This window comes from Salinibacterium sp., from assembly GCF_031364185.1.
Classification (GTDB): Bacteria; Actinomycetota; Actinomycetes; order Actinomycetales; family Microbacteriaceae; genus Rhodoglobus.
The window spans coordinates 1-26262 of the sequence record NZ_JANLVV010000256.1 but is presented as its reverse complement, the minus strand read 5'-3'; the positions used below and the strand labels follow the sequence as shown (position 1 = coordinate 26262).

General features: G+C 64.7%; 24 protein-coding genes and 1 pseudogene. 15 read left to right on the top strand and 10 right to left on the bottom strand.

Going from position 1 to position 26262, the window contains the following annotated elements; translation table 11 throughout:
- The 9 genes and pseudogenes from RMN95_RS11165 to RMN95_RS11125 all read left to right on the top strand — a co-directional run.
- A pseudogene (locus tag RMN95_RS11165) lies at positions 1-701 on the top strand (gfo/Idh/MocA family oxidoreductase); the annotation flags it as partial.
- Positions 698-1693: an NAD-dependent epimerase/dehydratase family protein gene (locus RMN95_RS11160; protein WP_309616988.1), complete on the top strand. Its 996-nt coding sequence runs from the start codon at positions 698-700 to the stop codon at positions 1691-1693. The pseudogene RMN95_RS11165 and the gene RMN95_RS11160, both read left to right, overlap by 4 nt.
- A 14-nt stretch (positions 1694-1707) precedes the next feature.
- Entirely contained in the window at positions 1708-2847 is a 1140-nt protein-coding gene (locus RMN95_RS11155; RefSeq protein WP_309616987.1) for a DegT/DnrJ/EryC1/StrS family aminotransferase, read from the top strand.
- On the top strand, positions 2844-3482 hold the full coding sequence (locus RMN95_RS11150) for an acetyltransferase (protein WP_309616986.1): 639 nt from the start codon (positions 2844-2846) through the stop codon (positions 3480-3482). The genes RMN95_RS11155 and RMN95_RS11150 overlap by 4 nt, the downstream gene beginning before the upstream one ends.
- Positions 3479-4585 (top strand): DegT/DnrJ/EryC1/StrS family aminotransferase, encoded by a 1107-nt coding sequence (locus RMN95_RS11145; protein ID WP_309616985.1) that lies wholly within the window; start codon positions 3479-3481, stop codon positions 4583-4585. The genes RMN95_RS11150 and RMN95_RS11145 overlap by 4 nt, the downstream gene beginning before the upstream one ends.
- A gap of 10 nt (positions 4586-4595) precedes the next feature.
- On the top strand, positions 4596-5780 hold the full coding sequence (locus RMN95_RS11140) for a glycosyltransferase (protein ID WP_309616984.1): 1185 nt from the start codon (positions 4596-4598) through the stop codon (positions 5778-5780).
- Positions 5777-7345 carry a lipopolysaccharide biosynthesis protein gene (locus RMN95_RS11135; protein WP_309616983.1) on the top strand — a complete coding sequence of 523 codons (1569 nt, stop codon included), beginning with the start codon at positions 5777-5779 and terminating at the stop codon, positions 7343-7345. Before RMN95_RS11140 ends, RMN95_RS11135 begins: the two co-directional genes overlap by 4 nt.
- Entirely contained in the window at positions 7342-8565 is a 1224-nt protein-coding gene (locus tag RMN95_RS11130; RefSeq protein ID WP_309616982.1) for a glycosyltransferase, read from the top strand. Before RMN95_RS11135 ends, RMN95_RS11130 begins: the two co-directional genes overlap by 4 nt.
- Positions 8562-9965, top strand: a complete 1404-nt coding sequence (locus RMN95_RS11125; RefSeq protein ID WP_309616981.1) for a glycosyltransferase — start codon at positions 8562-8564, stop codon at positions 9963-9965. The genes RMN95_RS11130 and RMN95_RS11125 overlap by 4 nt, the downstream gene beginning before the upstream one ends.
- 32 nt (positions 9966-9997) lie before the next feature.
- Here the strand turns inward: RMN95_RS11125 and RMN95_RS11120 are convergent, their stop codons facing one another.
- The 3 genes from RMN95_RS11120 to RMN95_RS11110 form a co-directional block, all read right to left on the bottom strand.
- Positions 9998-11611, bottom strand: coding sequence for a DUF4082 domain-containing protein (locus RMN95_RS11120; RefSeq protein ID WP_309616980.1), 1614 nt, complete (start codon positions 11609-11611; stop codon positions 9998-10000).
- Between the two features lie 210 nt (positions 11612-11821).
- Positions 11822-12679 carry a glycosyltransferase gene (locus RMN95_RS11115; RefSeq protein WP_309616979.1) on the bottom strand — a complete coding sequence of 286 codons (858 nt, stop codon included), beginning with the start codon at positions 12677-12679 and terminating at the stop codon, positions 11822-11824.
- On the bottom strand, positions 12676-14028 hold the full coding sequence (locus RMN95_RS11110) for a glycosyltransferase family 4 protein (protein WP_309616978.1): 1353 nt from the start codon (positions 14026-14028) through the stop codon (positions 12676-12678). The genes RMN95_RS11115 and RMN95_RS11110 overlap by 4 nt, the downstream gene beginning before the upstream one ends.
- A gap of 78 nt (positions 14029-14106) precedes the next feature.
- On the opposite strand from RMN95_RS11110, the gene asnB reads away from it, so the two are divergent.
- On the top strand, positions 14107-15963 hold the full coding sequence (gene asnB, locus RMN95_RS11105; protein ID WP_309616977.1) for an asparagine synthase (glutamine-hydrolyzing): 1857 nt from the start codon (positions 14107-14109) through the stop codon (positions 15961-15963).
- On the opposite strand, the gene RMN95_RS11100 is transcribed toward asnB, so the two are convergent.
- Positions 15951-16787, bottom strand: a complete 837-nt coding sequence (locus RMN95_RS11100) for a glycosyltransferase (RefSeq protein WP_309616976.1) — start codon at positions 16785-16787, stop codon at positions 15951-15953. The two genes, asnB and RMN95_RS11100, sit on opposite strands and share 13 nt — an antisense overlap.
- Complete coding sequence (locus tag RMN95_RS11095) at positions 16784-17692, bottom strand: glycosyltransferase family 2 protein (protein WP_309616975.1); 909 nt, start codon at positions 17690-17692, stop codon at positions 16784-16786. Before RMN95_RS11095 ends, RMN95_RS11100 begins: the two co-directional genes overlap by 4 nt.
- A 152-nt stretch (positions 17693-17844) precedes the next feature.
- On the opposite strand from RMN95_RS11095, the gene RMN95_RS11090 reads away from it, so the two are divergent.
- The 4 genes from RMN95_RS11090 (at position 17845) to RMN95_RS11075 (ending at position 21221) form a co-directional block, all read left to right on the top strand.
- A complete protein-coding gene (locus RMN95_RS11090; protein ID WP_309616974.1) occupies positions 17845-18549 on the top strand; it encodes a hypothetical protein in 705 nt (234 codons plus the stop codon).
- On the top strand, positions 18546-19427 hold the full coding sequence (locus RMN95_RS11085; protein WP_309616973.1) for a hypothetical protein: 882 nt from the start codon (positions 18546-18548) through the stop codon (positions 19425-19427). Before RMN95_RS11090 ends, RMN95_RS11085 begins: the two co-directional genes overlap by 4 nt.
- An 83-nt stretch (positions 19428-19510) precedes the next feature.
- Entirely contained in the window at positions 19511-20773 is a 1263-nt protein-coding gene (locus tag RMN95_RS11080) for an O-antigen ligase family protein (protein WP_309616972.1), read from the top strand.
- Positions 20766-21221, top strand: coding sequence for a VanZ family protein (locus RMN95_RS11075; protein WP_309616971.1), 456 nt, complete (start codon positions 20766-20768; stop codon positions 21219-21221). Before RMN95_RS11080 ends, RMN95_RS11075 begins: the two co-directional genes overlap by 8 nt.
- An 11-nt stretch (positions 21222-21232) precedes the next feature.
- Here RMN95_RS11075 and RMN95_RS11070 read toward each other — a convergent pair whose 3' ends face one another.
- Genes RMN95_RS11070 through RMN95_RS11060 form a run of 3 tightly spaced genes read right to left on the bottom strand, consistent with a single transcriptional unit; the run spans position 21233 to position 24163 of the window.
- A complete protein-coding gene (locus tag RMN95_RS11070) occupies positions 21233-22210 on the bottom strand; it encodes a hypothetical protein (protein WP_309616970.1) in 978 nt (325 codons plus the stop codon).
- Between the two features lie 23 nt (positions 22211-22233).
- Positions 22234-23535, bottom strand: a complete 1302-nt coding sequence (locus RMN95_RS11065; RefSeq protein ID WP_309616969.1) for an MFS transporter — start codon at positions 23533-23535, stop codon at positions 22234-22236.
- A gap of 4 nt (positions 23536-23539) precedes the next feature.
- Entirely contained in the window at positions 23540-24163 is a 624-nt protein-coding gene (locus tag RMN95_RS11060) for an acyltransferase (RefSeq protein ID WP_397545284.1), read from the bottom strand.
- Between the two features lie 3 nt (positions 24164-24166).
- Between RMN95_RS11060 and RMN95_RS11055 the strand changes: the two genes are divergently transcribed.
- On the top strand, positions 24167-24532 hold the full coding sequence (locus RMN95_RS11055) for an NAD(P)-binding protein (RefSeq protein WP_309616968.1): 366 nt from the start codon (positions 24167-24169) through the stop codon (positions 24530-24532).
- A gap of 125 nt (positions 24533-24657) precedes the next feature.
- Here the strand turns inward: RMN95_RS11055 and RMN95_RS11050 are convergent, their stop codons facing one another.
- Both RMN95_RS11050 and RMN95_RS11045 read right to left on the bottom strand, forming a co-directional pair.
- Positions 24658-24852: a hypothetical protein gene (locus tag RMN95_RS11050; protein ID WP_309616967.1), complete on the bottom strand. Its 195-nt coding sequence runs from the start codon at positions 24850-24852 to the stop codon at positions 24658-24660.
- A 41-nt stretch (positions 24853-24893) separates the two neighbouring features.
- A complete protein-coding gene (locus tag RMN95_RS11045; RefSeq protein WP_309616966.1) occupies positions 24894-26102 on the bottom strand; it encodes an MFS transporter in 1209 nt (402 codons plus the stop codon).
- Positions 26103-26262 lie beyond the last annotated feature (160 nt).

Here is a 26262-nt window from a genome sequence, read left to right as displayed (position 1 = left end):
CCCCGGCCGTCATGAAGATCCGAGAACTCGTCGCCGACGGGCAACTCGGCGACATCTTGTTCATCGACTCAGTTCGCATCAACCTCGGGCTCATACAGCGCGACGTGGATGTTTTCTGGGATCTCGCGCCCCATGACCTCTCGATCATGGACTTCATCCTCCCAGGCGGGCTCAACGCGACAAGCGTCGCCGCACAGGGCGCCGACCCTCTGGGCACCGGCAAATCCTGCATCGGATACCTGAGTATTCCCCTCGAAGGCGGTGGCTTGGCACACGCGCACGTCAACTGGCTCAGTCCCACCAAGATCCGCCAGATGGTCGTGGGCGGCACTAAGCGAACCCTGCTGTGGGACGACCTCAACCCGCAGCAGCGGCTCAGCGTCTATGACCGAGGTGTCGACCTGGCTCAGCAGCCGGCTAACGCCGCGGAGCGGGAGGCCGCTATCGTTTCTTATCGCCTCGGCGACACCTGGTCGCCCGCCCTGCCGGAGCTTGAAGCGCTCTCCGCGATGGTGAGCGAATTCGCTGACAGTATCCGCACTCTTCGCGCCCCGCGCACCGACGGCCGAGCTGGACTACGTGTCTTGTCCATTCTGGAGGCAGCGACCCGCAGCCTCGGTAAGGCCGGTTCTCCGGCATCCGTCGACCTCTTTGCGGACCGCTTGGCGTCCAACGCCCTTCACGTGGAACACGCATCATGACCGAAATCTCCGGATCCTCTGTCTTCGTCACCGGCGGCGCAGGCACGATCGGATCGCACATCGTCGACCAACTGCTTGCCGCAGGCGCCGCTCATGTCGACGTACTCGACAACCTCGTGCGTGGCCGGCGCGCCAATCTCGAAGATGCACTGGCCGACGACCGGGTGACCTTCCACGAGGGAGACATCCGCGACAAGGGGCTGGTACGCGAGCTGACCACGGGCAAGCAGTTGGTCTTCCACCAGGCAGCGATACGGATCACCCAGTGTGCCGAGCAACCGCGGCTGGCCCTCGAGGTGCTCGTCGACGGCACCTTCAACGTCGTGGAGGCCGCGGCCGAGCTCGGGGTCGACAAGCTGATCTCGGCATCCAGTGCATCGGTCTACGGCCTGGCCGAGGAGTTTCCGACCACCGAGCGTCACCACCACCACAACAACGACACCTTCTACGGCGCGGCAAAGTCATTCAACGAGGGCATGATCCGCAGCTTCCGCGCGATGAAGGGCCTCGACTTCGTCATCCTGCGTTACTTCAACGCGTACGGCCCCCGCATGGACGTGCACGGGCTCTACACCGAGGGGCTCGTGCGCTGGATGGAGCGTATCGCCGACGGCACGCCACCGCTGATCTTCGGTGATGGCCTGCAGACGATGGACTTCGTCGCCACCCAGGACATCGCCCGCGCCAATATCCTGGCGGCCGAGAGCGACATTGTGGACGGTGTCTACAATGTGGCGAGCGGCCATGAGTCGACCCTGCTGGATCTGGCGCGGACGCTGCTGCGCGCCATGGATTCCCACCTCAGTGTCGAGCACGGTCCCGAGCGCGTTGTTAACGGTGTCACCCGCCGCCTCGCCGATGTGACGGCCGCGCAGCACGATCTCGGTTTCACCGCCGAGATCTCGTTGGAAGACGGCCTCCGCTCGCTCGTCGAGTGGTGGAGCCCGCTGCGCGAGGAGATATCCGCCGGAAAGTCGGAGGCTCTCGCATGAGCAGGGTCAACGTCATGAAACCGTGGTTCGGCACCGAGGAGGCCGACGCGGTCGCCGAGGTGATCGCCTCCGGGTGGGTCGCGCAGGGCCCTCGGGTCGCGGCGTTCGAGGCCGCCTTCGCGGAAGTGATGCAGGCCGAGCACGCCGTTGCCACCTCCAACTGCACAACTGCTCTTCACCTCGCGCTGGTGGTGGGTGGCATCGGTGAGCGGGATGACGTGGTCGTCCCCTCGTTCTCGTTCATCGCGACGGCCAACGTGCCCACCTACGTCGGCGCGCGTCCGGTATTCGCGGATGTCGATCCGCTCACCGGCAACGTCACCGCCGAGACCGTGAGCGCCGCCCTCACCGAGCGCACTCGCGCCGTGATCGTCGTCGATCAGGGCGGTATGCCGGTCGACCTCGATGCGATCCGCGCGGTCACCGATCCGCGCGGCATCCTGGTCATTGAGGATGCCGCGTGCGGCGCCGGTTCGACCTACCGGGGCCGTCCGGTCGGAGCGGGCGCCGACATCGCGGCCTGGTCGTTCCACCCGCGCAAGCTGCTCACGACGGGGGAGGGCGGCATGCTGACCACGTCGAACGGCCCGTGGGCAGCCCGCGCGCGCCGACTGCGCGAGCACGCAATGAGCGTCTCGGCCGCCGATCGCGCCGCCAGCGTCATCGCGCCGCCGGAGGAGTACGGCGAGGTCGGATTCAACTACCGGATGACCGACATGCAGGCCGCCGTCGGACTCGTGCAGCTCGGCCGACTGCCGGCCATTGTGGCCCGGCGACGCGAGATCGCGGCGGAGTACAGGGCACGCATCGCCGGGATCCCCGGACTGCGGCTCGTCGCCGACCCTGACTACGGCACCTCCAACTTCCAGTCGCTGTGGGTTGAGGTTGACAAGAGTTTCCCCCTGACCCGCGAGCAGTTGATCGAGGCGCTGGCTGCTGCCGATGTCTCCGCCCGCCGCGGCATCATGGCCGCGCACCGCCAGCCGGCGTACGCGGGCAGTGATGCCGGATCGCTCCCGCTGCCGGTCACGGAGCAACTGAGCGACAACACGCTCATCCTGCCGGTATTCCACCAGTTGACCGACGCCGAGCTGGCGCAGGTCGTCGACGCCCTGGTCGGCGCCGCGAAGGGCTCAGCCGGGGTAGCGGCATGAGCGGGCCCCTCCTTCTCATCGCGGCCAGCGGCCTCGCCCGCGAGGTGCTGCCCGTGATAAAGGGGTCGGGTCGGATCGTGCTCGGATTCCTTGACGATCGGCACGTCGAGCTTCCGCGCACCATCGGCGGCGCTCCCATGCTCGGAGGAATTGATGACATCCCGCTCTATCCGGATGCCCAGGTGCTCGTCTGCGTGGGCTCCGGCGCCGACCGAGAGCGGGTCGTCGCGCGGCTCGACGCGCTCGGCGTCGATGCCGAGCGGTATGCGACGATCGTTGATCCCTCGGTGCGCAATCCCGGAGCCTGCCCGGTCGGGGTCGGTTCGATCCTTCTGGCCGGGGTGGTGATCACGGCGGATGCTGTCATCGGTGCGCACGTCGTCGCCATGCCGCACGTCACCATCACCCACGATTGCCTCATCGACGATTTCGCTACCCTTGCCGCCGGCGTCGCCCTCGGCGGGGGCGTACGCATCGGGCGTGGTGCGTACCTGGGGATGAACTGCTCGGTGCGCCAGGGTGTGTCGATCGCGCCACGGGCCACGGTCGGAATGGGCGCGGTCGTCCTCCGCGACATCCACCATCCTGGAACATGGGTGGGCGTGCCGGCCCGGCTGCTCGGGAGGACACCGTGAGTGTCCCGTTCCTCGATTTGGCGGCGCAAAGTGCGGAGATCGCCGGTGAGGTGTTGCCCGCGTGGCAGCACCTGTTCGACACCGCCGGATTCATCGGCGGCAGCGAGATCGACGCCTTTGAGCACGAGTTTGCGGAGTACATCGGCGTCGAGCACGTGGTTGGCGTCTCCAATGGAACCGATGCACTCGAGCTTGCTTACCGTGCCGTCGGTGTCGGCCCGGGCGACGAGGTAATCATGCCGGCCAATACCTTCATCGCCACGGCGGAGGCCGTCTCGCGCGTCGGAGCCGTGCCTGTCTTCGTGGATGTCGATGAAGAGCACCTGCTCATCGACCCCGACGCCGTCGAGGCCGCCGTCACGAGCCGTACTCGGGTCATCGTGCCCGTGCACCTGTTCGGCCAGACGGCCCCCGTCGAGCACATCCTGCCGATCGCCGATCGCCACGGAATCGTGGTTGTCGAGGATGCCGCGCAGTCGCAGGGCGCGTCATCGGCGGCCGGCCGGGCAGGTGCCATGGGGCGCATCTCTGCTACGAGCTTCTACCCCGGAAAGAACCTCGGCGCGGCCGGAGACGCCGGCGCGGTGATGACGGATGACGCCGACGCGGCCGCGCTCGTGCGCAACCTCGCAGCCCACGGCAGTTCTACGAAGTACGTGCACGACCACGTCGGCATGAACGCCAGGATGGATGCGATCCAGGCACCGGTGCTGCGCGCGAAACTGCGCAGGCTCGAAGGGTGGAACGCCGCTCGTCGGGCGGCGGCGAGCCGATACTCCGCCATACTCGCCGGAGTCAACGGAGTTCGTACACCGATAGTGCGCCCGGGAAACATCGATGCCTGGCACCTGTACGTGATCCGGATCACGGATCGCGATCGGGTCGTGGCAGAGCTGTCTGCCGCTGGAATCGGTGTCGGTATTCACTATCCGACACCGGTGCATCTGACAGAGGCGTACGCCGCGCTCGGCTACCGGCGTGGGCAGTTTCCCGTGGCTGAGGCTGCCGCCGACACGATTCTGTCGCTGCCGATGCATCCCCACCTGAACGCCGGGCAGCAGGAGCGCGTCGCAGGGGCCGTAAAAACTGCCGTCGGGCGATGAGGCTCAGACCATGCGAATTCTCGTCCACCTCAACAGCCTCGAACTCGGCGGCACCCAGATCAACGCTGTCGACTTTGCCGCTGCACTTCGTGCCCGCGGTATCGACAGCCTGTTGGTCGGAGACCGCGGGTCGCGGCGCGACGGCCCGTCATTATTGGACATCGCCTCAGCCAAGGGCGTGTGCGTAAAGCCGTATGATGCCGAGCCCAGCCTGTTCGCTCATGCTCGCCAACTGAGCCGTTTTGCCGACGACTTCGGCGCCGACCTCGTGCACGTCTACGGCTCATGGGGCGGTGGCCGGCCCACCTTCTGGGGCCCGGCGCGCTGGGGTGCGCGCCCGTGGGTACTGACCGTGTACGAGATGCAGGTGTCGTTCAAGATGCATCGTCACATGCCGCTCGTCGTTGGCACCGGGTACCAGTTCGACGAGCAGTCGAGCCGGCCGGGCGGGGCGGTGCTCATCAGCCCGCCGGTCGACCTTGCGTCCAATAGTCCCGGTGCGGTCGACGACGGAGATTTCCGTACCGGGCATGGATTGGGCAACGGGCTGTTGCTGGTCATCGTCAGCCGGCTCGTCAGCAGCATGAAATCAGTGCCGATCGGTGTGGCCATCGATGCTATGCGCACGCTTGCGGATCGTGGCGCCACCCTGGCCATCGTGGGGACGGGCGACAACGAGCCGGCCGTCGCACGGCACGCAGCGAAGGTCAACGACGAGATCGGTCGTGACGCGGTGAGGCTACTCGGCCCGATGGCCGATCCCAGGGCGGCCTACGCGGCCGCCGATATCGTGCTCGGCATGGGGGGGTCTGCCGCCCGCGGTCTTGCGTTCGGTAAGCCGCTCGTCGTGCAGGGTGAGGCCGGGTTTTCCGCTCTTTTCGAGCCGCTTTCAGCGACCACGCTCGCTCGCTCGAGCTTGTGGAGCCCGGATGCCGTGCCCGACCCGGTCGGAATGCTTCTGAACTCTCTGGCTCCCGTGCTCGACGATCCTGACTACCGGGCCGAGTTAGGGGCGTTCGGGCGTGACTTCGCGACCTCCCGGTTCGGGCTCGAGGCGATGACCGACCGACTCCTGGAGGTGTATTCGCGAGCGCTGGGGCGCAGATCCACCTCTCGCTGGATCGCGGACCTTCCCCGGGAGGGCCATCGTCTTGTCGAGAAGCTCCAACGGCTGACGCAGAGGGCGGCGCTATGAAAAAGGATGGCGCGGTGGAAGAAGACAGCTCAGCGGCCCGGGAGCGGCTCTCCGCCGACCCGAGGACCGAACAACAGTCCATCCTCAGCGTCGGCCAACAAGCAACTCGCGGGGTTCTCTGGCTCACTGCCCAGAAATGGGCAGCGCGCATTTTCAGCTTCGTCACCATCATCATCCTGACCAGACTGCTTTCGCCGGCGGATTTCGGAACCGTGGCGGCGGCCTCGACCGTGCTCCCGTTCTTCTACGTGCTCTCTGACCTCGGCTTTGCGGCATACATTGTGCAGGTTGAGAAGACCAATCGCAGAATGCTGAGCACGGCGTTCTGGTTCTCGATGAGTGCCGGCCTCGTGCTGTGCGTCGTGCTCTTCGCCCTGGCACCGTTGCTCGGCCAGCTCTTCGGCGACACCGATGTGATCTCCGTGATGCAGGTGCTGTCGCTCTGGGTGCTCGCTACGGCGGTGGGGTCAGTGCCGATGGCGATTATGCGGCGGGAGATGCGCTTCGCCGCGATCGCCGGCCAGGCGACTATTGCCGCCCTTGCTGCGCAGGTCGTGGCGATCATTATGGCGTTCAGCGGGTTCGGCGTGTGGGCCCTGGTGGGGCAATCACTCACGGCACCGGTGATCTCCACTGTCCTGCTGTGGATCAGTGTGCGCTGGCGCCCAGGGTTCGGCTTCTCTCGCTTGGACTTCGTGTCGATGGCGAGCTTCGGCAGCCAGGTGCTAGGTGTGGAATTCGTCGCCATTCTGCGTGCTTCGGGGGAAGCAGCCGTGATCTCATCGACCCTCGGTCTTGCGAGGTTCGGGTACATGAACATCGCCCAGCGCCTGGTCCAGATGGTCCAGGACCTCACTGGCGGTGCCATAGTCCCGGTTGCCCAGGTGGCTTTCGCGAAGATCAGGGATGACGTCGAGCGACTGCGCGGCGCATACGTCCGGGCTCTCCGCCTCACCTACGCCGCTTTGTCTTTGCCCCTGACTTTCGTAGCGGTCGCGTCTCCCCTCATCGTGCCGATCGTCTTCGGCGAGGGATGGGAACAAAGCTTCGCCGTCGCGCAGATCCTCGCACTCGCCGGATCCCTGTCTATCGGTGCCTGGCTCGATCATGGCCTGTTCTACGGTGTCGGAAAGCCGGGCAGGTGGTTCGTCTACGCTCTCGTGATCGACGCGCTCACCCTCGGCATGACCATCGCGCTGGTCACCTCAGGACTCGTCGCGATCGCCTGGGGCTTCCTTGCAGTGTGTCTCGTGGCCACCGTGGTGCGCTGGTTTCTCACCTCACGACTACTCAGCGCGCGGTGGTACAACATCGCCGGCCCGTTCTGCTACCTCGTGGTGGTGACCGTCGTCACGGGAGCCGCTGGCTGGGGCGCGATGCTCGTCTCTTCCGACCTGCCCCCGTTGGTGTCGATCCTGGTGACCGGCGTCGTGATGACGATCGTGCACCTGGTGGTGACCAGGCTCATCGCCCGCTCGGTGATCGACGAGGGTGTTCGCATCCTGGCGCGCAGCCGATGGGGAAACCGGATCCCCTTCCGCCGAACCCGGTGGCCGCGACCGTGAGTCACGATCCAGAAGTATCTGCAAAACTCGAGTACGCGGGCCGCGCTCCTGTGTCCATCATCTGCGTCTTCAACAACCCTGATGTGCTCGCGAGATGCCTGAAGCGATCGATCGACGAAGGATGTGTCGCACCGACTCTGACGGAGCTGATTGCCGTCGACAGCCGCGGTGGTGCATTCGCGACGGCGGGGGCGGCACTGAACCACGGAGCGGCGCAAGCGCTCAATGAGGTGGTGGTCTTCGCGCACCAGGATGTGTTCCTGCATTCGATGGTCGGGCTCGAGCGCGCTGCGCATGAGCTGCTCAGCAGCCCGCAGATCGGGGTAATGGGGGCGGTGGGAATCGACGGCTCCGGCCGTATCGTCGGGCGGATTCGCGACCGGGTGATCGGGTTGGGTGAGCCGGCGCCGCAACCCCGCGACGTGGAAAGCATAGACGAAGTGCTCTTCATGATCACGCGGGATCGCCACCGACAGGATCCAATCGCCGACGATGCTCGCCTCGGTTGGCACGCCTACGCCGTCGAGTATTCGGCTCGAATGCGGGAAGCGGGCCTTCGAGCCGTCGTTCGCGACATTCCCCTCACCCACAACAGTCTCAGTTCGAACCTCCGGTATCTCGATGTCGCGCATCGCTTCGTCGGAGACGCCTATCCGGCACTCCTGCCCCTGGCCACCACCTGCGGCACGATCTGGCCGGATGGGGGAGCCGGCCGGGCAGCGTTGATCGGCCGTCGCGCGCGGGGTCTCGTCCGCTGGGAACGGGAATCGCGGGCCGCCCGGGGAGCCCGCAGCGTCGTTCCCCTCCGCGACGTCGTACTCGCCGATGTGCGATTCGTGATCGATCAGATCGCGGCGTTGAGCGGTGCGTCGGCCATCCGCGCGCTCGACCGCGAAATCGTGGGTGGCACCGCTACGGAGGTACGCGGGCTCGAACGACTCGGACGGCTCACCTCGGCCGCCACCGCAGACCTGGCGACCATGACGGCCGAGATCGAGAAGCGCGCGTCAGGGGAGCTCGTCGTGCTGGCCAATCTCGAGGCGCAGGATCTGGGTTTCCTCGACCTCGCTGGCAGCCCTTGCATCGTCGGCTTCTCACAGGAAGCGCGACTGTGGATAGTGCTTGGGGTGTCGCGCTCCGACGTCGGAGAATTGTGGAGCGATCATCGATCGCGTCCCTATGCCGGCATCGTCATGCCCTCCAGGGGTGTGTCCGTATGACGGGCGACGCGATTCGGCGTCGCGTCGGTGGTGCCGGAAGCGCCATCCTGTTCGGGCTCCTGGCCGACGCGACGAGCCTGCTGCCGCCGAAGTGGCGCTACGCCTACGTGCACCCGATCACGCGGAAGCTGCTTCGACGCGAGCTGAGCGTAGTGCGCGCACCCGCCCGTGCGGCGTCCGAACCCCCGCTATCGCCTGCACAGCCTGCCGACATCGTGTGTGCGATCGTGACAGACAAACTCGACGTGGGAGGGATAGGGTCTGTGGTCGACATACTGGCCACGGGTCTTGGCGAATTCGGGGTGCTGCCGGTGATCGTGTGCCAGGGGGATGGGCCGCGAGCCCAGCGACTGAGGGAACGCGGCGTGCGGGTCATCTCCGTATTGGATGGCACAACCGACATCTCGGCGGTCGTCGACGCTGGCGCGGATGTCGTGCAGGTCCACAGCGCCCCGCCGCTACTCGAACAGGCGGCTATCGACTCCGGGCTGCCGCTAGTCGCCGTGCTCCATAACACCGAGATCCATTACTCGCGCCAGCAATGGCGCCGTTTCATAACGCTGTACTCACACGCAGCGGCAGCTATCGCCGTCAGCCGAGTCGTCAGCGATTTCCATCGACGGCATCTCCCTCCGTCATCCGTGGACCGATTCGCCGTCGTCCCCAACGGAGCCCCGGATCGGCCGCGCATCGGCGACAGCCGTCGCAGGGAGGCGAGGGGCTGGCTCGGCGATGTGGTCGGCCAGGACCTGACGGACGCGGTAGTTTTCGTCTGCCTGGCACGGTACGACGCGCAGAAGAACATCGCGGGATGTGTGTCGTCATTTCTGCGGGCAGTCGAGGCTACCGAACTTCCGATTCACCTCGTGATCGCGGGAGACCCATCGGATTGGGTCGAATTACGACGTGCGGATGGGATCCGCCGTCGCAATCAGCACGGTGATCGGGTACACCTGCTGGGCCAGTCAGATGCCCAGTCACTGTTCGACGCTGGCGACGGATTCGTGCTCGACTCCTTCTTCGAGGGGTGGCCTGTCGCTGCGACCGAGGCACTCGAGGCCGGTCTGCCGCTCGTCTTGAGTGACGTGGGCGGAGCGAAAGAACTCGTCAACCGCGATCCGGCGAGGTCGATACTGGTCCCCAACGCGACAGGGGCGGCAGACGCGGTGACAGATGCGCGGGTGGGATGGGCGAGGTTGCGGTCTGGTCACCAGTCGAACGCGCCACAATTTGCTGCAGCGATCGTCTGCGTTGCTGAGCAGATCGCGCGCGATCGTGAGACAGGCCGAATCGCGCTGCGGCCGCCGAACAGCCCGGGTGTGCGGGAGATGGTCAGGGCTCACGCCGAACTTCTACGGCGGGTCGCTCGATCCGATAAGCAAGGCCCGGATTGGCAGTGAGTGGATGCGGGTCCCCACTCTTCAGCTCGGTGCTACGGCTGGCTGACCGCTCTGCCCTTGCCATCAGCAGTCGAGGAGCTGTAGATGAAGTTGGAGTCCCACTGCGCCCAGCCCGGGCCATTCTGCACGTATGAGGCGCCGTATCCGGTCCCGGAGAATCGGTTATTCTCCGCGCGCAGGTTGCTATAGGAGTCGTTCATCTGGTTGAGTCCGAGTTGGTAGCCGTTACCTTCGAGCAGGTTGCCCTGGATGAGCACATTGTCGATGCTGCCGGAGTAGGTCTGAATGAACAGCGCGCCAGTGTCGCTTCCGGAGTTGGAGTTGAACCGGTTGTTGAGCACGACCAACTTGCGATCAGCGCGGGTTCTGTTTGTGAAGTCGCGGATGGTGAAGGCATCGGAGTGGTTTCCTGTGGTCGCGGGGTCACCCCACGCGACCAGTCCGGTGACGTAGTTGCGTTCGATTGTCGCATCCAGACTCGACCCGGAATTCATGATCCCGATTCCGCTACCGAATCCGTGGATGTAGTTGCCCGTGAGGTCCGCGATACCGATGAAGGCGGTCGCCCATGCAGCATCCTCTGTTGTCAGCCTGGATCCGTCGAACTCGCTGTTTCGGATCGTCACCCTACTCGGCGTGATGGTGAAAGTATTGAAGTTTTGGGTGGCGACCACGGGCATTCCACGACCGGCGGACGTCGGCTGGATGCAACTGTTCTCGATGATGATGCCTCCCGCTGAGAGGTCGAGACCGCCCGAAATAAGCTTGCCCGAAATCACAGTGCCAGAGGGAACGCTGCTGCTGCCGGTATAGACCGGCAGGGTTGCACAGCTGAGGCCGAGCGGAGCAAGACCGACAGTGCTCGCCGAGACAGTCCATCCTGCAGTGGCCGGTGTGGTGGATGCCGGCACGGGCGACGGCGCTGGCGGATTGCTCGGCGCAGGAGTCACGACAGGCACGGGAGCAGGCGCGGGGCGAACAAGCGGGGGCTTGGTCGCGCGGGGGGTAGGTGTCGCGGGTGTCGGGAGAACCGGGATCGGTGCCCCGGGGCTCCTCGGTGTCGTCGCAGGCGTATCGCCTGCCGTCGTGCTGATCGCGTACACGATATCCACGAGATAGTTGGACGCCTTATACGAGCTGGTGGGGATGCCACTCGAGCCGTATTTATAGACGCCCGCCCCGCGGAGCAGGGTGAAGCCATTCAGCGACTTCTTGGCAGGCAGGTCGCCCTCGATCACGGCGTACGAGCCCTTCGAGGCGTGGTACGAGACGACATAGGAACTTCCGGCGTCAAGAGCTACCGGAGCCTTGAGACTGATGGTGCGCCAGCCTTCGCGGTTACTTGCAGCGAAGGTGACAGTTGTCAGCTTTGTGCCCTGAGCGGTCCAAAGAGTTGCCGAGGTCACGCCGCTTGACGCGCGGCTTTGGAAATACTGAAGCGCGGTGACCGCTCCGCTTTTCTCGGGCGAGAATTTCAGGCCGAGCTCGACCGGGTCACGATCCGGGTCGACGGCGACTGAAGGGCGAAGAGTGTCTGAGAAGATTCCGGTGGTGGATCCCGGAGTCTGGGCAGAGGATATGGATGACGCCGGGGTCTGGGCGAATGCGGGGACAGCGACCGCGGCGGCGACCGCCAGTGCCGTCACGCTGAGACCAGCGAGTCCGCCTCGAATCACTCGTCGTGTGAGTCTTGCACGTCGGCGGATTTGACCACGCTGCCCGGGGCTTTGGGAAGACATTCATTCTCCTCGATAGCGAATCCGCCATTAAAGCACACCATTCTCGTAAAAAGAATAACAATTACACGACGGATCTTCGCGTATCCTCACCACCTTTGCCCAGATCGACGCCAAATGTCAGCGCTGCAATCGTTCCTTCAGGCGCTGCATCCCATCCTTGCCAAGCGCAGCAATGGCGACCCTGCGCGCGGTCGCCCTGCCGGTGTCGCGCAGCCATCTCAGGGGGGAAGTAATGATTCGGTCGCGTGCCAGGTCACCGAAACCCGGCTGCGGGGCCTCCACCAGTGCCCAGGGAAACCGAGAGATCCAGGGGGCTGGAGATGTCAGGCGGCCTCGGACACGATTGCTGACGTTCTCGCCGTGCACCACCTGCAACCAGCCCGGCGCACCGTCGATCTCTACCACGGGCATGGTGCGCCTGAGCATCAAATGCCAGTCGGCCCAGCACATCTTCGGCTGATCCCACGCCTCTGCGACAGAACAGAACGCATTATCAGCATCCCGGCGCAGGTAAACCCCACCCGGGCCTTTGATCAGACCATTAATAAGATAGAGCGCCCGTCGATCGGTGAAGTCGACGGCGGCCTGGAGTCGCTCCACGAAATCGATCGCGAGCCCGTCATCATTATCAAGGTTCGTCGTGATGAGCATGTCTGCTGAGCCGGTCGACACCTGTCGCACGTCTGCGAGGAGGACGTCGTACGGAACCTCCGCGCGGTAGAACGGAGTGAAGAGGCCCTGCTTTGCGTATGGAGCGACCGCGGTTGTGAGCCACTCCGGACTCTCGGGATCGAAGTAGATGATCCACGAGACATTACGGTTGGACTGCGCTGCGACCGAGGGTGCGCAGTACCGTTCGAAAAGATCCCAGCGGTTGACAAGCCACCTTTCGCTCGCACGTATGCGCGCCTCGGTGCCACCTGACGGCAGGTTGAAGCGGGTCAGAATGACGTGATCGATCGTCGGCACGGTCATGTCATCGGCGTCAGGGTTGTGCGGTCGCGCAGGAAACGGCGTAGTTCCGCGGCATCCTCGAGATCGACGCGGACGGGTGCGCCGGCATCGACAGGGCTGACCGGCCGCGGCATGTATGGCCACGCGTTCTCGTCAGGCTCGTTGCCCATTAGGTCGTCAAACACCCTGACGTATGCCTCTGCCTGCGGCCTCCAATCCAGCTCGGCGGCGACCCGCCTGCGTGCCCGCAACCCAAGTTCGACCCGCCGGTCGGGGTCATCGAGCAGTGCCTCGATCGCGTCGGCGAACCCGCTGATGTCCCCCGAGGAGACATAGATCCCGGTATCGCCTGCGGAAACGCGAGTTTCGATAAGGTCGAACGACACCGGGACGACTCCGAACGCCATATATTCCATGGTCTTGTTCATCGTCGATACGTTGTTCAATGGGGTGTTGAGGTCGGGACCCAGTCCGAGGTCCGCCGCGCTCAGGTACTGCGCGATCTGACTCGGCCCTACTCGACCGGTGAACACGACGTGGTCGTCGAGGCCGCGCTGTGTCGATTCCCGTTTCAGACTCTCGAGACAGTCTCCGAAGCCCAAGAGAACAGCGCGGATATCGCTCCGGCCGCGCTCGTGCACTAGTTCCTCCATTACGGCAAGGATGTTCTCGACGCCATCCTGCGGACCCATGATTCCGATGTAGGCGAGCAGGTGTTCTGCGCCGGCCCGGATCGACGGGTCGGGGTAGACCGGTCGCATTACCGTCGTATCTGGCCCACTACGGACGACCGTGACCGTCGCCGGTTCGAGCTTTCCGCGGTGTTCGGCAACCTGCTTATAGGACGCGTTCGTGGAGATGACCCGATCTGCCGTGCGGTAGGTGTTCCGCTCCAGTCGTGCGAGACCGCCGAGCTGTAGTCGTCCGACTATTCCTGTCGGCTTTCCGAAGCGCGAGATATACAGTTCCGGGTTCAGGTCATGCTGATCGAAGATGAAACGCGTTCCGCGCAGCCGCCAGAGCAGGGCGAGCAACCAGTAGGTGTCCGGCGGGTTACAGGCCTGGATCACGTCGAAACCGTGGCGCCGTCGCACCCTGACTGACAGCCATGCCGTGCGCACCCATGAATACGCGAATTCGAAAACGAACCCGAACGCTCCCTTCGCCTCGGGCGCGGGAGAGTACTTATAGATGTGGATGCCATTGATCTCATGGAAGGCTGGATCCCCTGGGCCCTTCGGGCAGATCACGGACACTTCGTAGCCCTGCGCTACCAACGCCTCGCACTCCAGCCACACTCGCCGATCGAGAGGAACAGGAAGGTTTTGCACGATTATCAGAACCAGCCGGCCCCTGCCAGCTTTAGCCATGCGAGAGTCTCCCAGTCGGCGGCTGCGGATAGTGACATTGACAAACTTTCAAGCTTCGAGTGTCGCTACGATCATCCTATGTGCGGAATCGTCGGCGCAGTTCGATTTGATGGTGGCGCGATTTCGCGCGATCGGATCGAGCTGATGGCCGAGGCTGTGCATCATCGTGGGCCCGATAGTGACGGCTTCTGGGTAGACGGGCGGGTGGGCTTCGGGCACCGGCGATTGTCCATTATCGATGTAAGCGGCTCCCACCAGCCGATGCAGAGTGTGGACGGCAGGTGGACGATCGTCTTCAATGGCGAGATCGTCAACTACCAGCAGTTGCGCGAGTCGCTCGAGTATCCATTCCGCACCTCGGGAGATACGGAAACGATCCTCGCCGGGCTGGTGGCCTACGGCATTCGCTATGTAGACGACCTCGTCGGGCAGTTCGCGTTTGCTGCGTTCGACAGGCAGACCGGGATCGTGCATCTCGTCCGCGATCGGCTGGGCATCCTGCCTCTCTACTTCCGCAGGTCGGGAGGGTCGCTACTGTTCGGCTCCGAGATCAAGGCCATTCTTGCCGGCATGGAACAGCCTCCGTCGGTCGACCACGAAAGCCTCGGTGCCTACCTGCACGGCCGTTCCGTTCCTGCGCCTTTCACCCTCTTCGAGGGCGTCCGAAAGCTCACCGCCGCCCACCGGGCGGAGGTGCGGCCGGATGGCACGATCACCGAGCATGTCTACTGGGTGCCACCAGAGCAGGATGAGACCGCGTGGTCGGCCGCCGACGCCGTGGACGCAGTCGACCAGACGGTCACCGAGGCGGTGCGATCAGCACTCGTCGCGGATGTACCCGTCGGCGCTTACCTGAGCGGCGGCGTCGACAGCAGCCTGATCGTCGCAAAGGCGGCCGGGATGCTCGGTGGCGGGAGGTTGAAGACGTTCTCCGCGGGGTTCGGCGATCCACGCGCCGACGAGCTGCCGTTCGCCCGCCAGGTGAGCGACCACATCGGTACCGACCACCATGAGGTGCACGTGGATGCCCGCGACCTGGAGTCACTCTGGCCCACCCTCACCTGGCATCGTGACGCGCCGATGTCCGAACCCGCCGATTTCGCGGTCTTCCGGCTGGCGCAGGCCGCACGGGAGCATGTGACGGTCGTGCTCTCCGGCGAAGGCGGCGACGAACTTTTCGCTGGCTACCCGAAGTACCGCGCCGCGCAGGCGATGGCCGCGGCATCCATCCTTCCCGGTGAATTCCGCCGCAGCGTCGGTGAAGGCATCGACCGTTACCTGCCCGCTCGACTTGCTCGTGCTCGGATCGCGTTGCGTGTCTGGTCGACGGCTGACCGCGATGGCCAGTTTCGGGCCTGGTTCGCGCCGTTCTCAGCGCGAGAGCGAGCTCAACTGCTCACGGGCGTGGCCACACGGCAGACATCCGTAGCGGTTGCTGGGCGCAGTGTCGACCCGATCCGTGCGATGCTGTTGGCTGATCTGCGCAACTGGCTGCCAGACAACCTCCTCGAACGCGGGGACCGGATGTCGATGGCAGCCTCCCTAGAGCTGAGACCCCCACTGCTCGATCATCGACTTGCGGATCTCGCATTTCGACTGCCGTCGTCGGTGAAGGTGCGGTCGGGGCAGACCAAGTGGGTGCTGAAGGAGGTCGCTCGCCGCTACCTTCCCGCCAACATCGTCGACAGGCGCAAGGTGGGATTCCGTGTTCCGCTCGACTCCTGGTTTCGGTCGTCTCTGCGCGATTCGGTGCGCGAGCGCCTCACCGGCACCGGATCGTTCGTCGCTGCCACCCTTGATAAGAAGGCGATTCGTGACCTGCTCGACCGCCACGACAGCGGCAAGTTCAACGAAGAGTCCCGCATCTGGACTCTCATGTCGCTCGAGGTCTGGCACGAAACATTCTTCGTATCGACGCAGCGTCAGTCCAACTGACGCGAGCTGGTGTCGCGCTCCCAACGGTCGCTCGATCGGGCAAACCTGGCACGAAGACGCCCGAACGCGATGATCGCGACATATACGACGACGTCTCCGCTGCGACCGGGAGATCGACGCAGGAGCGCTTTCAGGTCGCCGAGTTGTCCACGTTGCCCGACCGACAGACCGCCGCCGTTTGGGGCTACCTCTGGCTGGGTGCGGTAGCTGCGTCGCAGGATTCGGAGTAGATCGGCGGTCTTGCGCGGAGTGGTCACGATTACGGGGTCGGTGGCCACGATCGTGACTTCCCCGGGTAGGAAGAGACGGTCGATGAACAGGTCATCCGACACCAGCTCGGGAAATTCCTCGAATCGCGCCCGGCCGCCTTCAGAAAGTGCATAGCAGCCTGCTCCCCACAGGGATGTCGCGATCGAGGGGAGCTCGGCGCGCACTCGGTACCAGGAGCGAACGATCCAGGTCGCTCGAGAGGAGTCGAAGGCATGGGGCGGGCGGGCGGCAATGGCTCCGCGTGAGAGAGCATCGACGACGTCTTTCGCGGCCCGGCTCGTCAGCACGATGTCGGCGTCGAGATAGATGCGGGGGCCGGATGCCGCGTGCAGGTCTCCTTCCCGCAGCGCCGCGGTCTTCGACGCCACCCGGATGTCGACAACGTTCACGCCCTCATACTGCGCCGCAACTTCTGCCGTGTGATCGGTGCAGCCATTGCTCACCACGACGATCCGAATGCACTGGTTTACCAGTGCGTCGCGGAGCGCCTCGAGCGTGCGCCCAATGACCGCCTCTTCGTTGTGGGCAGCGATGATGACGGTGCCGGAAGTCACCGGTCTCCTCCCGGGAGCTCGGCGCGGGCACGTGCCGAGAGTAGAGCGCGAACTGCCGTACGCGCGCCCGGTCGATGAGGGCGGATCAGGTTTCGCACGAGCAGCACGACGGCGAATATGCCTGAGGCTGCAGGGCCGTGCCACTTCTGGAAGTACCGCAGCTTATTCACCTCCATGAGGGCATAAAGGGCGCGAGACGAACCTGACCCTCCCGCTCGGTGTTCCACGACAGCGCCGGGCTCGAAACCTATAGAGCCGCCATGGTGGCGGATCCGGCGCGCGTAGTCCGTCTCCTCGGAGTACATGAAGAACCGCTGGTCATCCCAGTCACCGATCGCGTCAGCGATCCCGGTCCGAATGGCGAGAGCGGCCCCCGTGGCCCATTCGATGTTGTGGGCGCGTGCATACGCGCCGGGGCTGCGGACGGTTTCGCTGAGCGCCTCCGGTCGACCGATCCACGAGTCGCCGAAGAGGGCATCGCCGATCGCAGCGATGACCGACGGCTCTCTGCGCAGCGAGTCCTGTCGATGCCCCGCGGCATCGACAATGAGGGGCACGGCCGCTTCCGCTCCTGCCTCGAGAACCGCGCCAAGGCGCTCGAGAGATCGTGGGTGCAGGGTCAGGTCGGGGTTGAGAAAGGCCGTCCATCGAGACCGGGGGGCGTGAGCCATTCCCAGGTTGAGCCCGCCCGAATAGCCGAGATTCGCCCCGGCCTCGACGACAGTCACGCGATCATGGGAGGCAAATATGGGCGCCAACGGCTCGTCTGGAGCGTTGTTCACGATCGTTGCGTGCCAGCTCGAGCTGGCTGCCGCCGCGTCGATTGAGGCGATCAGCCCCGTGAGATCAACCGCGTTGTGGTACGACACCACGATGATCGAGAAATCGACCGTCGAGTTCGTCATTCCAGAGGTCATCCCAGACGCGCAGCGATTGTCGAGGAGTGCAGGGAGAGCACGATACGGCACTTCCTCGTCACTATTGGTGAGGCATCACGGCGAGATGAGTATACTCGACTCGCTATCCCCGTGAAGTCTCCAGTGGGGGAAGGGGACGTATGACAGTTCGCGACATCGCCCATGCCTCTTTCCGGCGCTGGTATGTGCTCGTGCTGGTCTTCGCTTTGATGGCCCTCTTGGCCTATGCCCTGCACCGGGACGGCGGCACCTTCACCACCAGGACCGCTGTGACGTTTACTCTGCCCGCGGCGACAACGCTGATGGCCAATAACGGCAGCAATGATTCCAGCGTGATCGCTTTCGCCGGCGCGATCGCCAGTGAGATCAATCGTGGCAAGCCCGTGGCGAACTATTCTTCCGCGGATGCTCCTTACTACGGTGCGGGCGTGCGTGAGGGCGTTCTCGTCTCCCTGCGAAATGAGGGGAACCAGTGGATGGCGGTCTTCCCGTCTGCCACGATCGAGATCCAGATCGTTGGCCCCACCAGAGAGTGGGTGGAGGCCCGGCAGCAGCAACTGCTTACTCAGATCGCCACTGTGGCCGGGGCCCAACAAAGTCTCGCCGTGCCGACTGCCGAGAACCGGATCACAGGGACTGTGGAACCGACGAGCACCCGGATCGATAAAATTGTTCCGTCGCGCGTGACCGAGATTCTCGCGTTCGCTGCGATGGGGCTTGCCGGATCCATCCTGGGTATCTGGGCGGCCGTCGCGCTCGACCTCGCAATCCGACGCCGCTCGGCGCCCGGTCGGTTAGGAAGGTCGCGGCCGATGCCGACGACGTGGGGAGGCATCGCAGCATGAATCTGGCCGACACACTGCGAGGGCTGTTACGACGGTGGTACATCGTCATTCCCGGGATGCTGATCGCCGCCATACTCGCAATCTTTGCGTCCACCACGATCAAGCCGGACTTTGAACGAACGGCCACGCAGCTGCTTCTGCCCGGCCAGGGAACGATCCCGGAAGGAGCCACGAACCCGTACCTCTTTCTCGGCGGACTCACCCAGTCTGCTGACGTGCTGGTGCGGTCCCTGAACGCCGACGAAGCAGCGGGGGAGGTCGTGCAGGACTACCCGGGGACAGAGATTACGGCATCAAAGGATCCGAGCACGTCCGGCCCGATCATCCTGATCACGGTCACTGCGAAGAGCAATGCGGATGCTAAGGGGGCACTCACCGACATTCTCTTGAGGTCTGCCGTCATCCTGGAGCGACTCCAAAGCGAGCAGAATGTGAAGGTAGTCGATCGCATCACCATCTCCACGCTGACCGAGGACCAATCGAGCACCCTCCAGCAGCGCAACCGTCTCGTTGCCACGGTAGGGGTTGGAGTCGGGATCGCGGTGATCACGATCCTGCTCGCGAGCCTGGTAGACGGCTTGTCCCGTCGCACCCGAGCGGGCCAAACCGAGGGCACGCTGATCGAAAGCGACGTCGAAGCGGAGGATGTGCCCGAAGACTCGGACACCCCCGCAGATCCGGACACCCCCCGGAAACAGCCGCTAATAACTTCGGATGCGGACGAACGGGGACGCCGCAGTGTTGGCCCGCGTCTCTTCCGGTCTGGGCGAAGCCGAGTGGCTGGTCGTGACAGGGCGGGGGTCGGGTTGTCCCGCAAAAGAGACGCCAGCACGAGCCGCAAGCTTCCCGAAAGCACCGATGAGGCCCCAGCCGGATGAGTGTCGGCCGCGAGAACGTGCGTCCCGCGGCCGCCATCGGTCGCCGGGTCACTACGCGTGGGCGCGGAGTAAGTGCCTCCACGATGTTAACCATCTATATCGTGCTCCTGCTGGGGTGGCCCTCGTTCATGACGATCAGTCGATGGGGGAGCCTCGGCCGTCCGTCGCTGCTCTGGGGTCTTATCCTGCTGTTCTGGTGGATAGTGACAAGACTCCAAACTCGCGCGGACGACGAGACGACGATCCCGCAGCCCTTGCGGTACGCATTCGGCGCGCTGGTGATCGTCGCACTGGTCAGCTTCGCGGCTGCGATGCTGCGTGGTCAGCCAACAGACCAGATCAGCCCCGCAGTGACGGCCCTGTTTCGATTCGCATCATGGGCCGGGGTGTTTTTTGTCGCGATCGATGGAATTCGAACGCACGCTGACGCAGCCAGACTGGTGCGGCGGCTCGCCATCGGCGGTGCAGCCCTGGCAGCCTTGGGTCTCGCGCAATTCGTCACCGGCCAGACGCTGCTGGACTGGACGTCCAGCATCCCGGGAATGACAGTGGATCTTGCTGATGCCGCAACGCGAGGCTCCTTCACTCGCGCATCCGGAACAGCTATTCATCCACTGGAGTATGCGGTTCCCGTGGTTGCGAGTCTGCCGTTGGCTATCACAGCAGCCGTCAACGGGGGTTTTCGCGCCAGGTTTTCTCCCCATCGGGGGTGGTGGTGGGTCGCTGTAGGGGTCATCACGATTGCGTCAGTGATCGCGGTGTCGAGGTCGGCAATCATTGGGCTCGCCGTGGCAGTCATCTTCTCCCTGCCCGCCATCCCGGTCGCGTTCCGCTGGGTGATCGGGGTGGGCGGCGGGATCCTGTCGCTCATCGTGCTTGCCGTGGTACCCGGATTACTGGGAACGATTGTGGGGTTGTTCGCCGGCGCATCAGACGACCCCAGCACCCAATCGAGAGTGGATGGCCTGGCCCGCGTTCCTGAATTCATCTCCTCCTCACCGCTGCTCGGGCAGGGGTTTGGAACCTTCCTTCCGCGGTACTACATCTTTGACAACGCCTGGGTGCTTATGCTCGTCGAATTGGGCGTCATCGGCGTGGTGAGCTTTGCGATGCTCGTCACGATCGCCATCGGCAGTGCGTACTCGGCAAGCCGGGTGTCGCGGGTGGCCAGCACGAAAGCGATGAGCCGAGCGATCGCGGCATCCATGGTCACGATCGCGGTGCTGATGATCTTCTTCGACGGGGTGTCATTCACAATTTCGTCCGGCCTGCTCTTCTTTATGGCGGGGATGGCCGCGGCGATGCGCTCGGTTGCCCACGCCGAAGCGGGCATCGATAATGGATGACCGATCGCCACGCCCGCGAACATGGGCTGCCGCAGGGCTCATCGTCTATGCACTGGCGGCCTGTGTTGTTCTTCTGGCACCGGTATCGTACGGCGGCATGATCGACTCGATCTGGCACACGATCGGTGGCTCAACCCGATCGGTCTTCGGCGCAGGCTGGATCGAATTCGCGGCGAATATCGTGCTCTTCGTGCCGCTGGGGTTGCTGCTTACGCTGCTGTTCCGCAATCCTTGGGCTGGCGTCATTGCCGGCATGGTCGTGTCGATCGGGGTCGAGATCGCGCAAATCGTGATCCCCTTTAGGCAGCCCACGGTGCGGGACGTCATCGCTAATGTCATCGGCGCCGGCGTTGGTGCGTCCGTTGGCTGGCTTGTTCTGTCGCGCCGCCAGCGCCGGGCATCGCGGATAGCCCGGCGATCAGGAGCGCAGCAGCAGGATCTTTCTTAGAAGCTTCCCGATTATGGCCGCACCACCGATGGCGACCACGCGTGCTCGATGAATACCTTCGGAGCAGTCGATCCGTCTACGGGTACGCTCCACACGTCGCTGTCGCCCACGACCCCGGGCCGCGGGTGCCCGTACAGAAGGGTCGAGTCGTCAAGCCACTCGACCTGATCGTCGACGCTGTGCTCCCTGGAGACGATGGTCTCTGCCATCCTCTCCAGGTCGAGTATGGCGATATGCCAGACCGGTGTGCTGACGGTGCCGCCGTTTTTTTTGAACGCGATGCGGGTGCCATCGGGAGAGAGCGACGGGCACTCGAGGTCCTTTTGCACGGAGGTCAGAGTTCGGTCGACCAGGTCCCCGCGCACGAGCCAGGTCGAGCCGCCGCTCGCCGCGGTCGCGTAGAAATAGCGGTTGTCATCCGTGAAAGTTACTCCCCAAATGTTTCGATCGGCCGCTGTCACCGGCGCGCCATCCACGAGCAGTGAGAATCGCTCGATATTGCCGTAGGACTTGCCGGTCGCGGTGGCGATGATCGTCTCGGTGGCGAAGCCTACCGCCGCATATGAGACGCCCGTGACGAATGACGTCTCGGCGACGAGCTGGGAGTTGGCCGAGATGCGGGTGCGGCTCGGCACGCCCGGCAACGACCAGCTCTGCTCTTGAGAGCCCGTCTGCTGTGCGGTCCACGTTGTGACGATGCCAGCATTCGTCGTCAGGCACATCGTGAGCTTCGACGTGGAGTAGAGCCGGTCACAGAGCTGTGGAGACACCGAGCGGGCACCCATCGGATCATCGAGCGGCACGCTGGCGACCTTGCCGTAGTCGGCCCCGAAGGCAGTGTTGCGAAACTCGACCCGCGCTCCGCTGAAGCGTGTCACTGGCGTTGCCGCGACCGAGTTCGGAGCGCTCCGCTCCGCCTTTGATTGCGCGTAGGCAAGCGCACCGAACACGATCACGACGATCAGTGCGATTGCCGAGATTGCACTCATAAGGAGAACGCGCTGCCGCCTGGTCATACGTCTGCCCGATACTGCCGGGCGCTGCGCAGGATGGCTGCGACGATCGGGAGAACGAGCGCGATGGCGATCGTCACGAGCAACATCGACCATTCACGGCCGATGGCGAACCACAGGATGCCGAACCCGGCCGTCGAGATGAAGCGCGCGACCGCCACCACTGTCTGTGCGGAGGCGATCGCCGTCGCACGGGTGGCGGAGGTGGTGAACTGGGTGGCCAGCACAGCCAGGATGCCGTCGGTCGCCGCGTAATACCCTCCCAGCAGCACGAGGCAGAGGATCGTGATGGCCGGTCCCGTGATGGGCAGCGTAGCGGATACGTATGCGGCGAGCAGCAGTACATGGCCGAGAACCAGTGTGCGCGCCCGCCCGAAACGATCGGCGAATCGACCAACCGGCACAGCGAATACCAGGAACGCGACGTTCGTTCCGACGTATAGGAGAGGGAAGAACTGCGCCGCGAATGAGCTACGGTCCTGCAGCACCAGGTAGATGAAACCGTCACCGATCGTCAGCACCCCGAGTAGGCCCGCCACGAGAAGCAGGCGTCTGAGTCCGGGGTTGTTCAGTTCGCGCCAGGGGGTGCGGTGACGAATCCTGCGGATCTCAGCGGGGCGGCCAGCCGAGTCTGGCGCCCTCGTGGTGCCTGGTTGAACAGGCGAGTTCGTGCGTCGGTTCGGAATGATGATGCCGAGCACCGCGACGCCGACAAGGGCGAAAGCGAGCGACATCACGAACACGGTGCTGAAGCCGTTCGGGATGACCAGCAGGATAATGAAGGCGAGCAGTGGTCCGATCGCCGCTCCGGTGTTGTCGAGCGCGCGGTGCATCCCGAACGAGGCCGCGAGATTCTGCGGCGTGGAGGCGTTCGCAACGAGAGCGTCGCGAGGCGCCGTGCGGATGCCCTTGCCAAGCCGGTCTACGGTCAGCACGGCGGTCAGTGCTCCGAAGCTGGTCGCGAACAGCAGCCCAACGCGGGCGACGGCAGACAGGCCGTATCCGAAAAAAGCTACCCACTTGGGTTGCCCGCCGAGGTCAGCGGCCCACCCTCCGCCGATTCGCACCATCGCGCTCACGCCCTGGTACAGCCCATCGAGGAAGCCGTAGGCCACCGTCGATAGCCCGATCACTCCGGTGACATAGAGCGGGAGGATCGCCGCCACCGACTCCGAGGAGATGTCGGTCAGCATGCTCACGATGCCGAGAGAGATCACTACCGAGGAGACGCGATTGGCGGCCTTCGGCCCTGTCGGAGTTCCCTCAGGATCGCCGGGGTGATTGGTCAGGGAAATATACACGGCATCAGCCGTTTCCGGTCGTTTGCTCTACGACGGGGGTGAGGGCGCCGCCAACTTCGCGATACAACTCTCCGGTGATCGGGCAGCGGAAGTCGTCGCCGTCGGCGACCAGTCGAGCACCTGAGCGGCCGACCCAGCCGATCTGCCGGGCAGGGCTTCCCGCCATGAGTGCAAACGCAGGCACGTCGCGGGTGACGGTGGCACCCGCGGCGACGAGGGCCCATTCGCCGATCTCGACCGGCGCGACACACACCGAGCATGCGCCGATGGCGGCGCCGGTGCGCACGGTCACGCCGACCGCGTGCCAGTCGTCGCCGGATTTGCGCGAACCGTCCGGGTTGATTGCGCGGGGGTGGAGGTCATTGGTGAAGACGACCGCGGGCCCCACGAAAACGCCGTCCTCGAGGACAGCGGGCTCGTAGAGGAGTGCGTAGTTCTGGATTTTGCAGTTGCGACCCAGGGTCACGCCTGGGCCCACATACGCTCCTCGTCCGAGGGTTGAGCCCTCACCGATGATGGCGCGCTCTCGGACCTGCGCGAGTTCCCAGACGATGACGCCCGATTCGAGGAGTGCACCGTCGTCCACCTGAGCGGTGGCGGCGATTCGCGGGGAGGGTTCGGGTGACACGACGTGCCTATCGAGAGTGGCGAGTTTCGGCTCTCACCGGATGGTGCGGTGGTACTGACCGCCCGCGCCGGGATCGATGATTGCCTGAATGGTAGCGTATGCGCACTCCCCTCGACGGGTAATGCTGCCGATCGGGTGACGCCACGGAAGGCGGGGCGCTCCATGGACGACTACCTGATCATCGGCGCGGGACTCGTCGGCCTGGCCACAGCCAGGGCGCTCCGGGAGCGGGTCCCGGAAGCGCGCATCACCATGCTCGAGAAGGCCAAGCTCTGCCGCCAGGGCCGCATCGAGACCGTTGCATTCTGCGCGCTACGGCATCCCGCACTCCCTGAATCGGCGCCCGCGGCCTTGCCGAGCTCGAGCTGAACGTGCAGGGAGTGGATGCCCTGCTCTCGCCGACGACCGGTACGGATGCTCGCCCGGGACTGATGATCCTGGCCTGACCGTTTCGGCTTACGCCGCAATGCTCATCGCGTCCGAGGGCAGAAAACTCAGCGACGGGCGATTGCCACCATCGCGGCGACGCCCATCACAGCGGCGCCCAGTACACCCCAGAATTTCAGCGGCGTCAATCGATACGCGTCTGAGATCGTGAGCGCGACGTCGCTCGCACCGTGTTGCGCAGCGGTGACGGTGTCGAAGGTCAGCGCGATCGCCCTGTCGGCGACTCTCTGTGATGTGGTCATGTCCTGCTCCCTCGTGGTGATCAGATGATGCCAGCTGGCGATCAGCTGGGCTGGATCGGCACAGGCTCCGTGTCTGGAATGGGGCTGGCATCTCTACCCCGCAGATCAGGGTGGGCCCGGCGAAACACCAGGGGTACGACGAACCCGAGGGCGGCGAAGATTGCCGCCGTGACGAAGCCACCCATCGACCCATTCGCATCGATCAGGAACCCGGCCATCGCCGAGCCCAGCGCGGCGCCGATGAGCTGGCCCGTGCCGACCCAGCCGTACGCCTCCGCCGTGTCGCTGAACTTGACGCTCGCGGAGACGATAGCGAACATGACCGCCAGCGCGGGCGCGATGCACAGTCCCGCAATCAGGAGGGTGAACGCGAGTGACCAGAAATCCCAGGCGAAGAGAGCGAGCGTACAACCGGCGAACACGACGGCCATACGCCGAGCCAGCGCCCACGGGCCCACGGGCAGGTGGCCGAGACCAAGCCCGCCCGCGAGCGAGGCGAGCGCCCAGAATGCCAGCATGATGCCCGCCTGCGGGCCATCCTCACCGAAACGCGCCACGACGCCCGTTTCGATAGCCGCACACGAGCCGACGAGCAGGAAGCCGACGACAGTGGCGAGCAGTACCGGGGGTCGCGCCAGTACCACCCCGAGTTTGCGCTTGCTGCGCGGTATGCGCACCCGACCCACCTCGGGGCTGGAGATGAACCATGCGCCGCCGCCCACCAGAAATGCCATCGCGATGACGATGCCGAGCACGGTCGAGATCTGGATCGAAACGAAGGTCACGAGCACGGGAGCGGCGATCCAGATGATCTCCTGCGCCGAGGCATCCAGTGAAAAAAGAGGGGTCAGTTGCCGGGAGTTGACCATCTTCGGGTAAATGGTGCGCACCGCCGGCTGCACGGGTGGCTGGCTGAGTCCGCCGAGAAATCCGACGATCATGTAGCCGATCAGGGGCATAGAAACAAAAGCGACGATGCCCATGGATGCCGCGGCCACCGCCGTCGTCAGGATCAGGACCGGACGCATCCCCCAGGCGCCCATCCATCGGCTGGTGAGCGGGCCCGCGATGGCCTGGCCGATGCTGGTAGCGGCCAGGACGAGCCCGGCCGCGCCGTACGAGTTGAAGATGTGCTCGACATGAAGCAGGTAGGCGAGTGAGAGCATCCCATTGGGAAAACGCGCCGTGAGCTGGGCGGCAATGATGCGGCCCACTCCTGGGGTTTTCAACAGGTCAAGGTAGCTCTTCACAAGATCACCAGCTTACGGGTCGGGCCTACCGGGCTCGAGCGGCCCCGGCTGTGACCGCGCGGCTCGGGTGTGGGGTCCGCGGCTGCCGCCGCTCGGTTCGCGCTGCGGCGCCCTGACCGAAGCGCGCCGAGACCCGGCACATCGTCGGTGGCGCTGCGGG

What these genes read in the sequence shown, in the direction of transcription:
- asnB (WP_309616977.1), top strand. Translation starts at nt 14,107, where the DNA reads ATGTGCGGAATCGTCGGCGCAGTTCGATTTGATGGTGGCGCGATTTCG.
- RMN95_RS11080 (WP_309616972.1), top strand. Translation starts at nt 19,511, where the DNA reads ATGTTAACCATCTATATCGTGCTCCTGCTGGGGTGGCCCTCGTTCATG.
- RMN95_RS11155 (WP_309616987.1), top strand. Translation starts at nt 1,708, where the DNA reads ATGAAACCGTGGTTCGGCACCGAGGAGGCCGACGCGGTCGCCGAGGTG.
- RMN95_RS11115 (WP_309616979.1), bottom strand. Translation starts at nt 12,679, where the DNA reads ATGACCGTGCCGACGATCGATCACGTCATTCTGACCCGCTTCAACCTG.
- RMN95_RS11075 (WP_309616971.1), top strand. Translation starts at nt 20,766, where the DNA reads ATGGATGACCGATCGCCACGCCCGCGAACATGGGCTGCCGCAGGGCTC.
- RMN95_RS11125 (WP_309616981.1), top strand. Translation starts at nt 8,562, where the DNA reads ATGACGGGCGACGCGATTCGGCGTCGCGTCGGTGGTGCCGGAAGCGCC.
- RMN95_RS11110 (WP_309616978.1), bottom strand. Translation starts at nt 14,028, where the DNA reads ATGGCTAAAGCTGGCAGGGGCCGGCTGGTTCTGATAATCGTGCAAAAC.
- RMN95_RS11050 (WP_309616967.1), bottom strand. Translation starts at nt 24,852, where the DNA reads ATGACCACATCACAGAGAGTCGCCGACAGGGCGATCGCGCTGACCTTC.
- RMN95_RS11085 (WP_309616973.1), top strand. Translation starts at nt 18,546, where the DNA reads ATGAATCTGGCCGACACACTGCGAGGGCTGTTACGACGGTGGTACATC.
- RMN95_RS11160 (WP_309616988.1), top strand. Translation starts at nt 698, where the DNA reads ATGACCGAAATCTCCGGATCCTCTGTCTTCGTCACCGGCGGCGCAGGC.
- RMN95_RS11070 (WP_309616970.1), bottom strand. Translation starts at nt 22,210, where the DNA reads ATGAGTGCAATCTCGGCAATCGCACTGATCGTCGTGATCGTGTTCGGT.
- RMN95_RS11140 (WP_309616984.1), top strand. Translation starts at nt 4,596, where the DNA reads ATGCGAATTCTCGTCCACCTCAACAGCCTCGAACTCGGCGGCACCCAG.
- RMN95_RS11095 (WP_309616975.1), bottom strand. Translation starts at nt 17,692, where the DNA reads ATGACGAACTCGACGGTCGATTTCTCGATCATCGTGGTGTCGTACCAC.
- RMN95_RS11150 (WP_309616986.1), top strand. Translation starts at nt 2,844, where the DNA reads ATGAGCGGGCCCCTCCTTCTCATCGCGGCCAGCGGCCTCGCCCGCGAG.
- RMN95_RS11090 (WP_309616974.1), top strand. Translation starts at nt 17,845, where the DNA reads ATGACAGTTCGCGACATCGCCCATGCCTCTTTCCGGCGCTGGTATGTG.
- RMN95_RS11135 (WP_309616983.1), top strand. Translation starts at nt 5,777, where the DNA reads ATGAAAAAGGATGGCGCGGTGGAAGAAGACAGCTCAGCGGCCCGGGAG.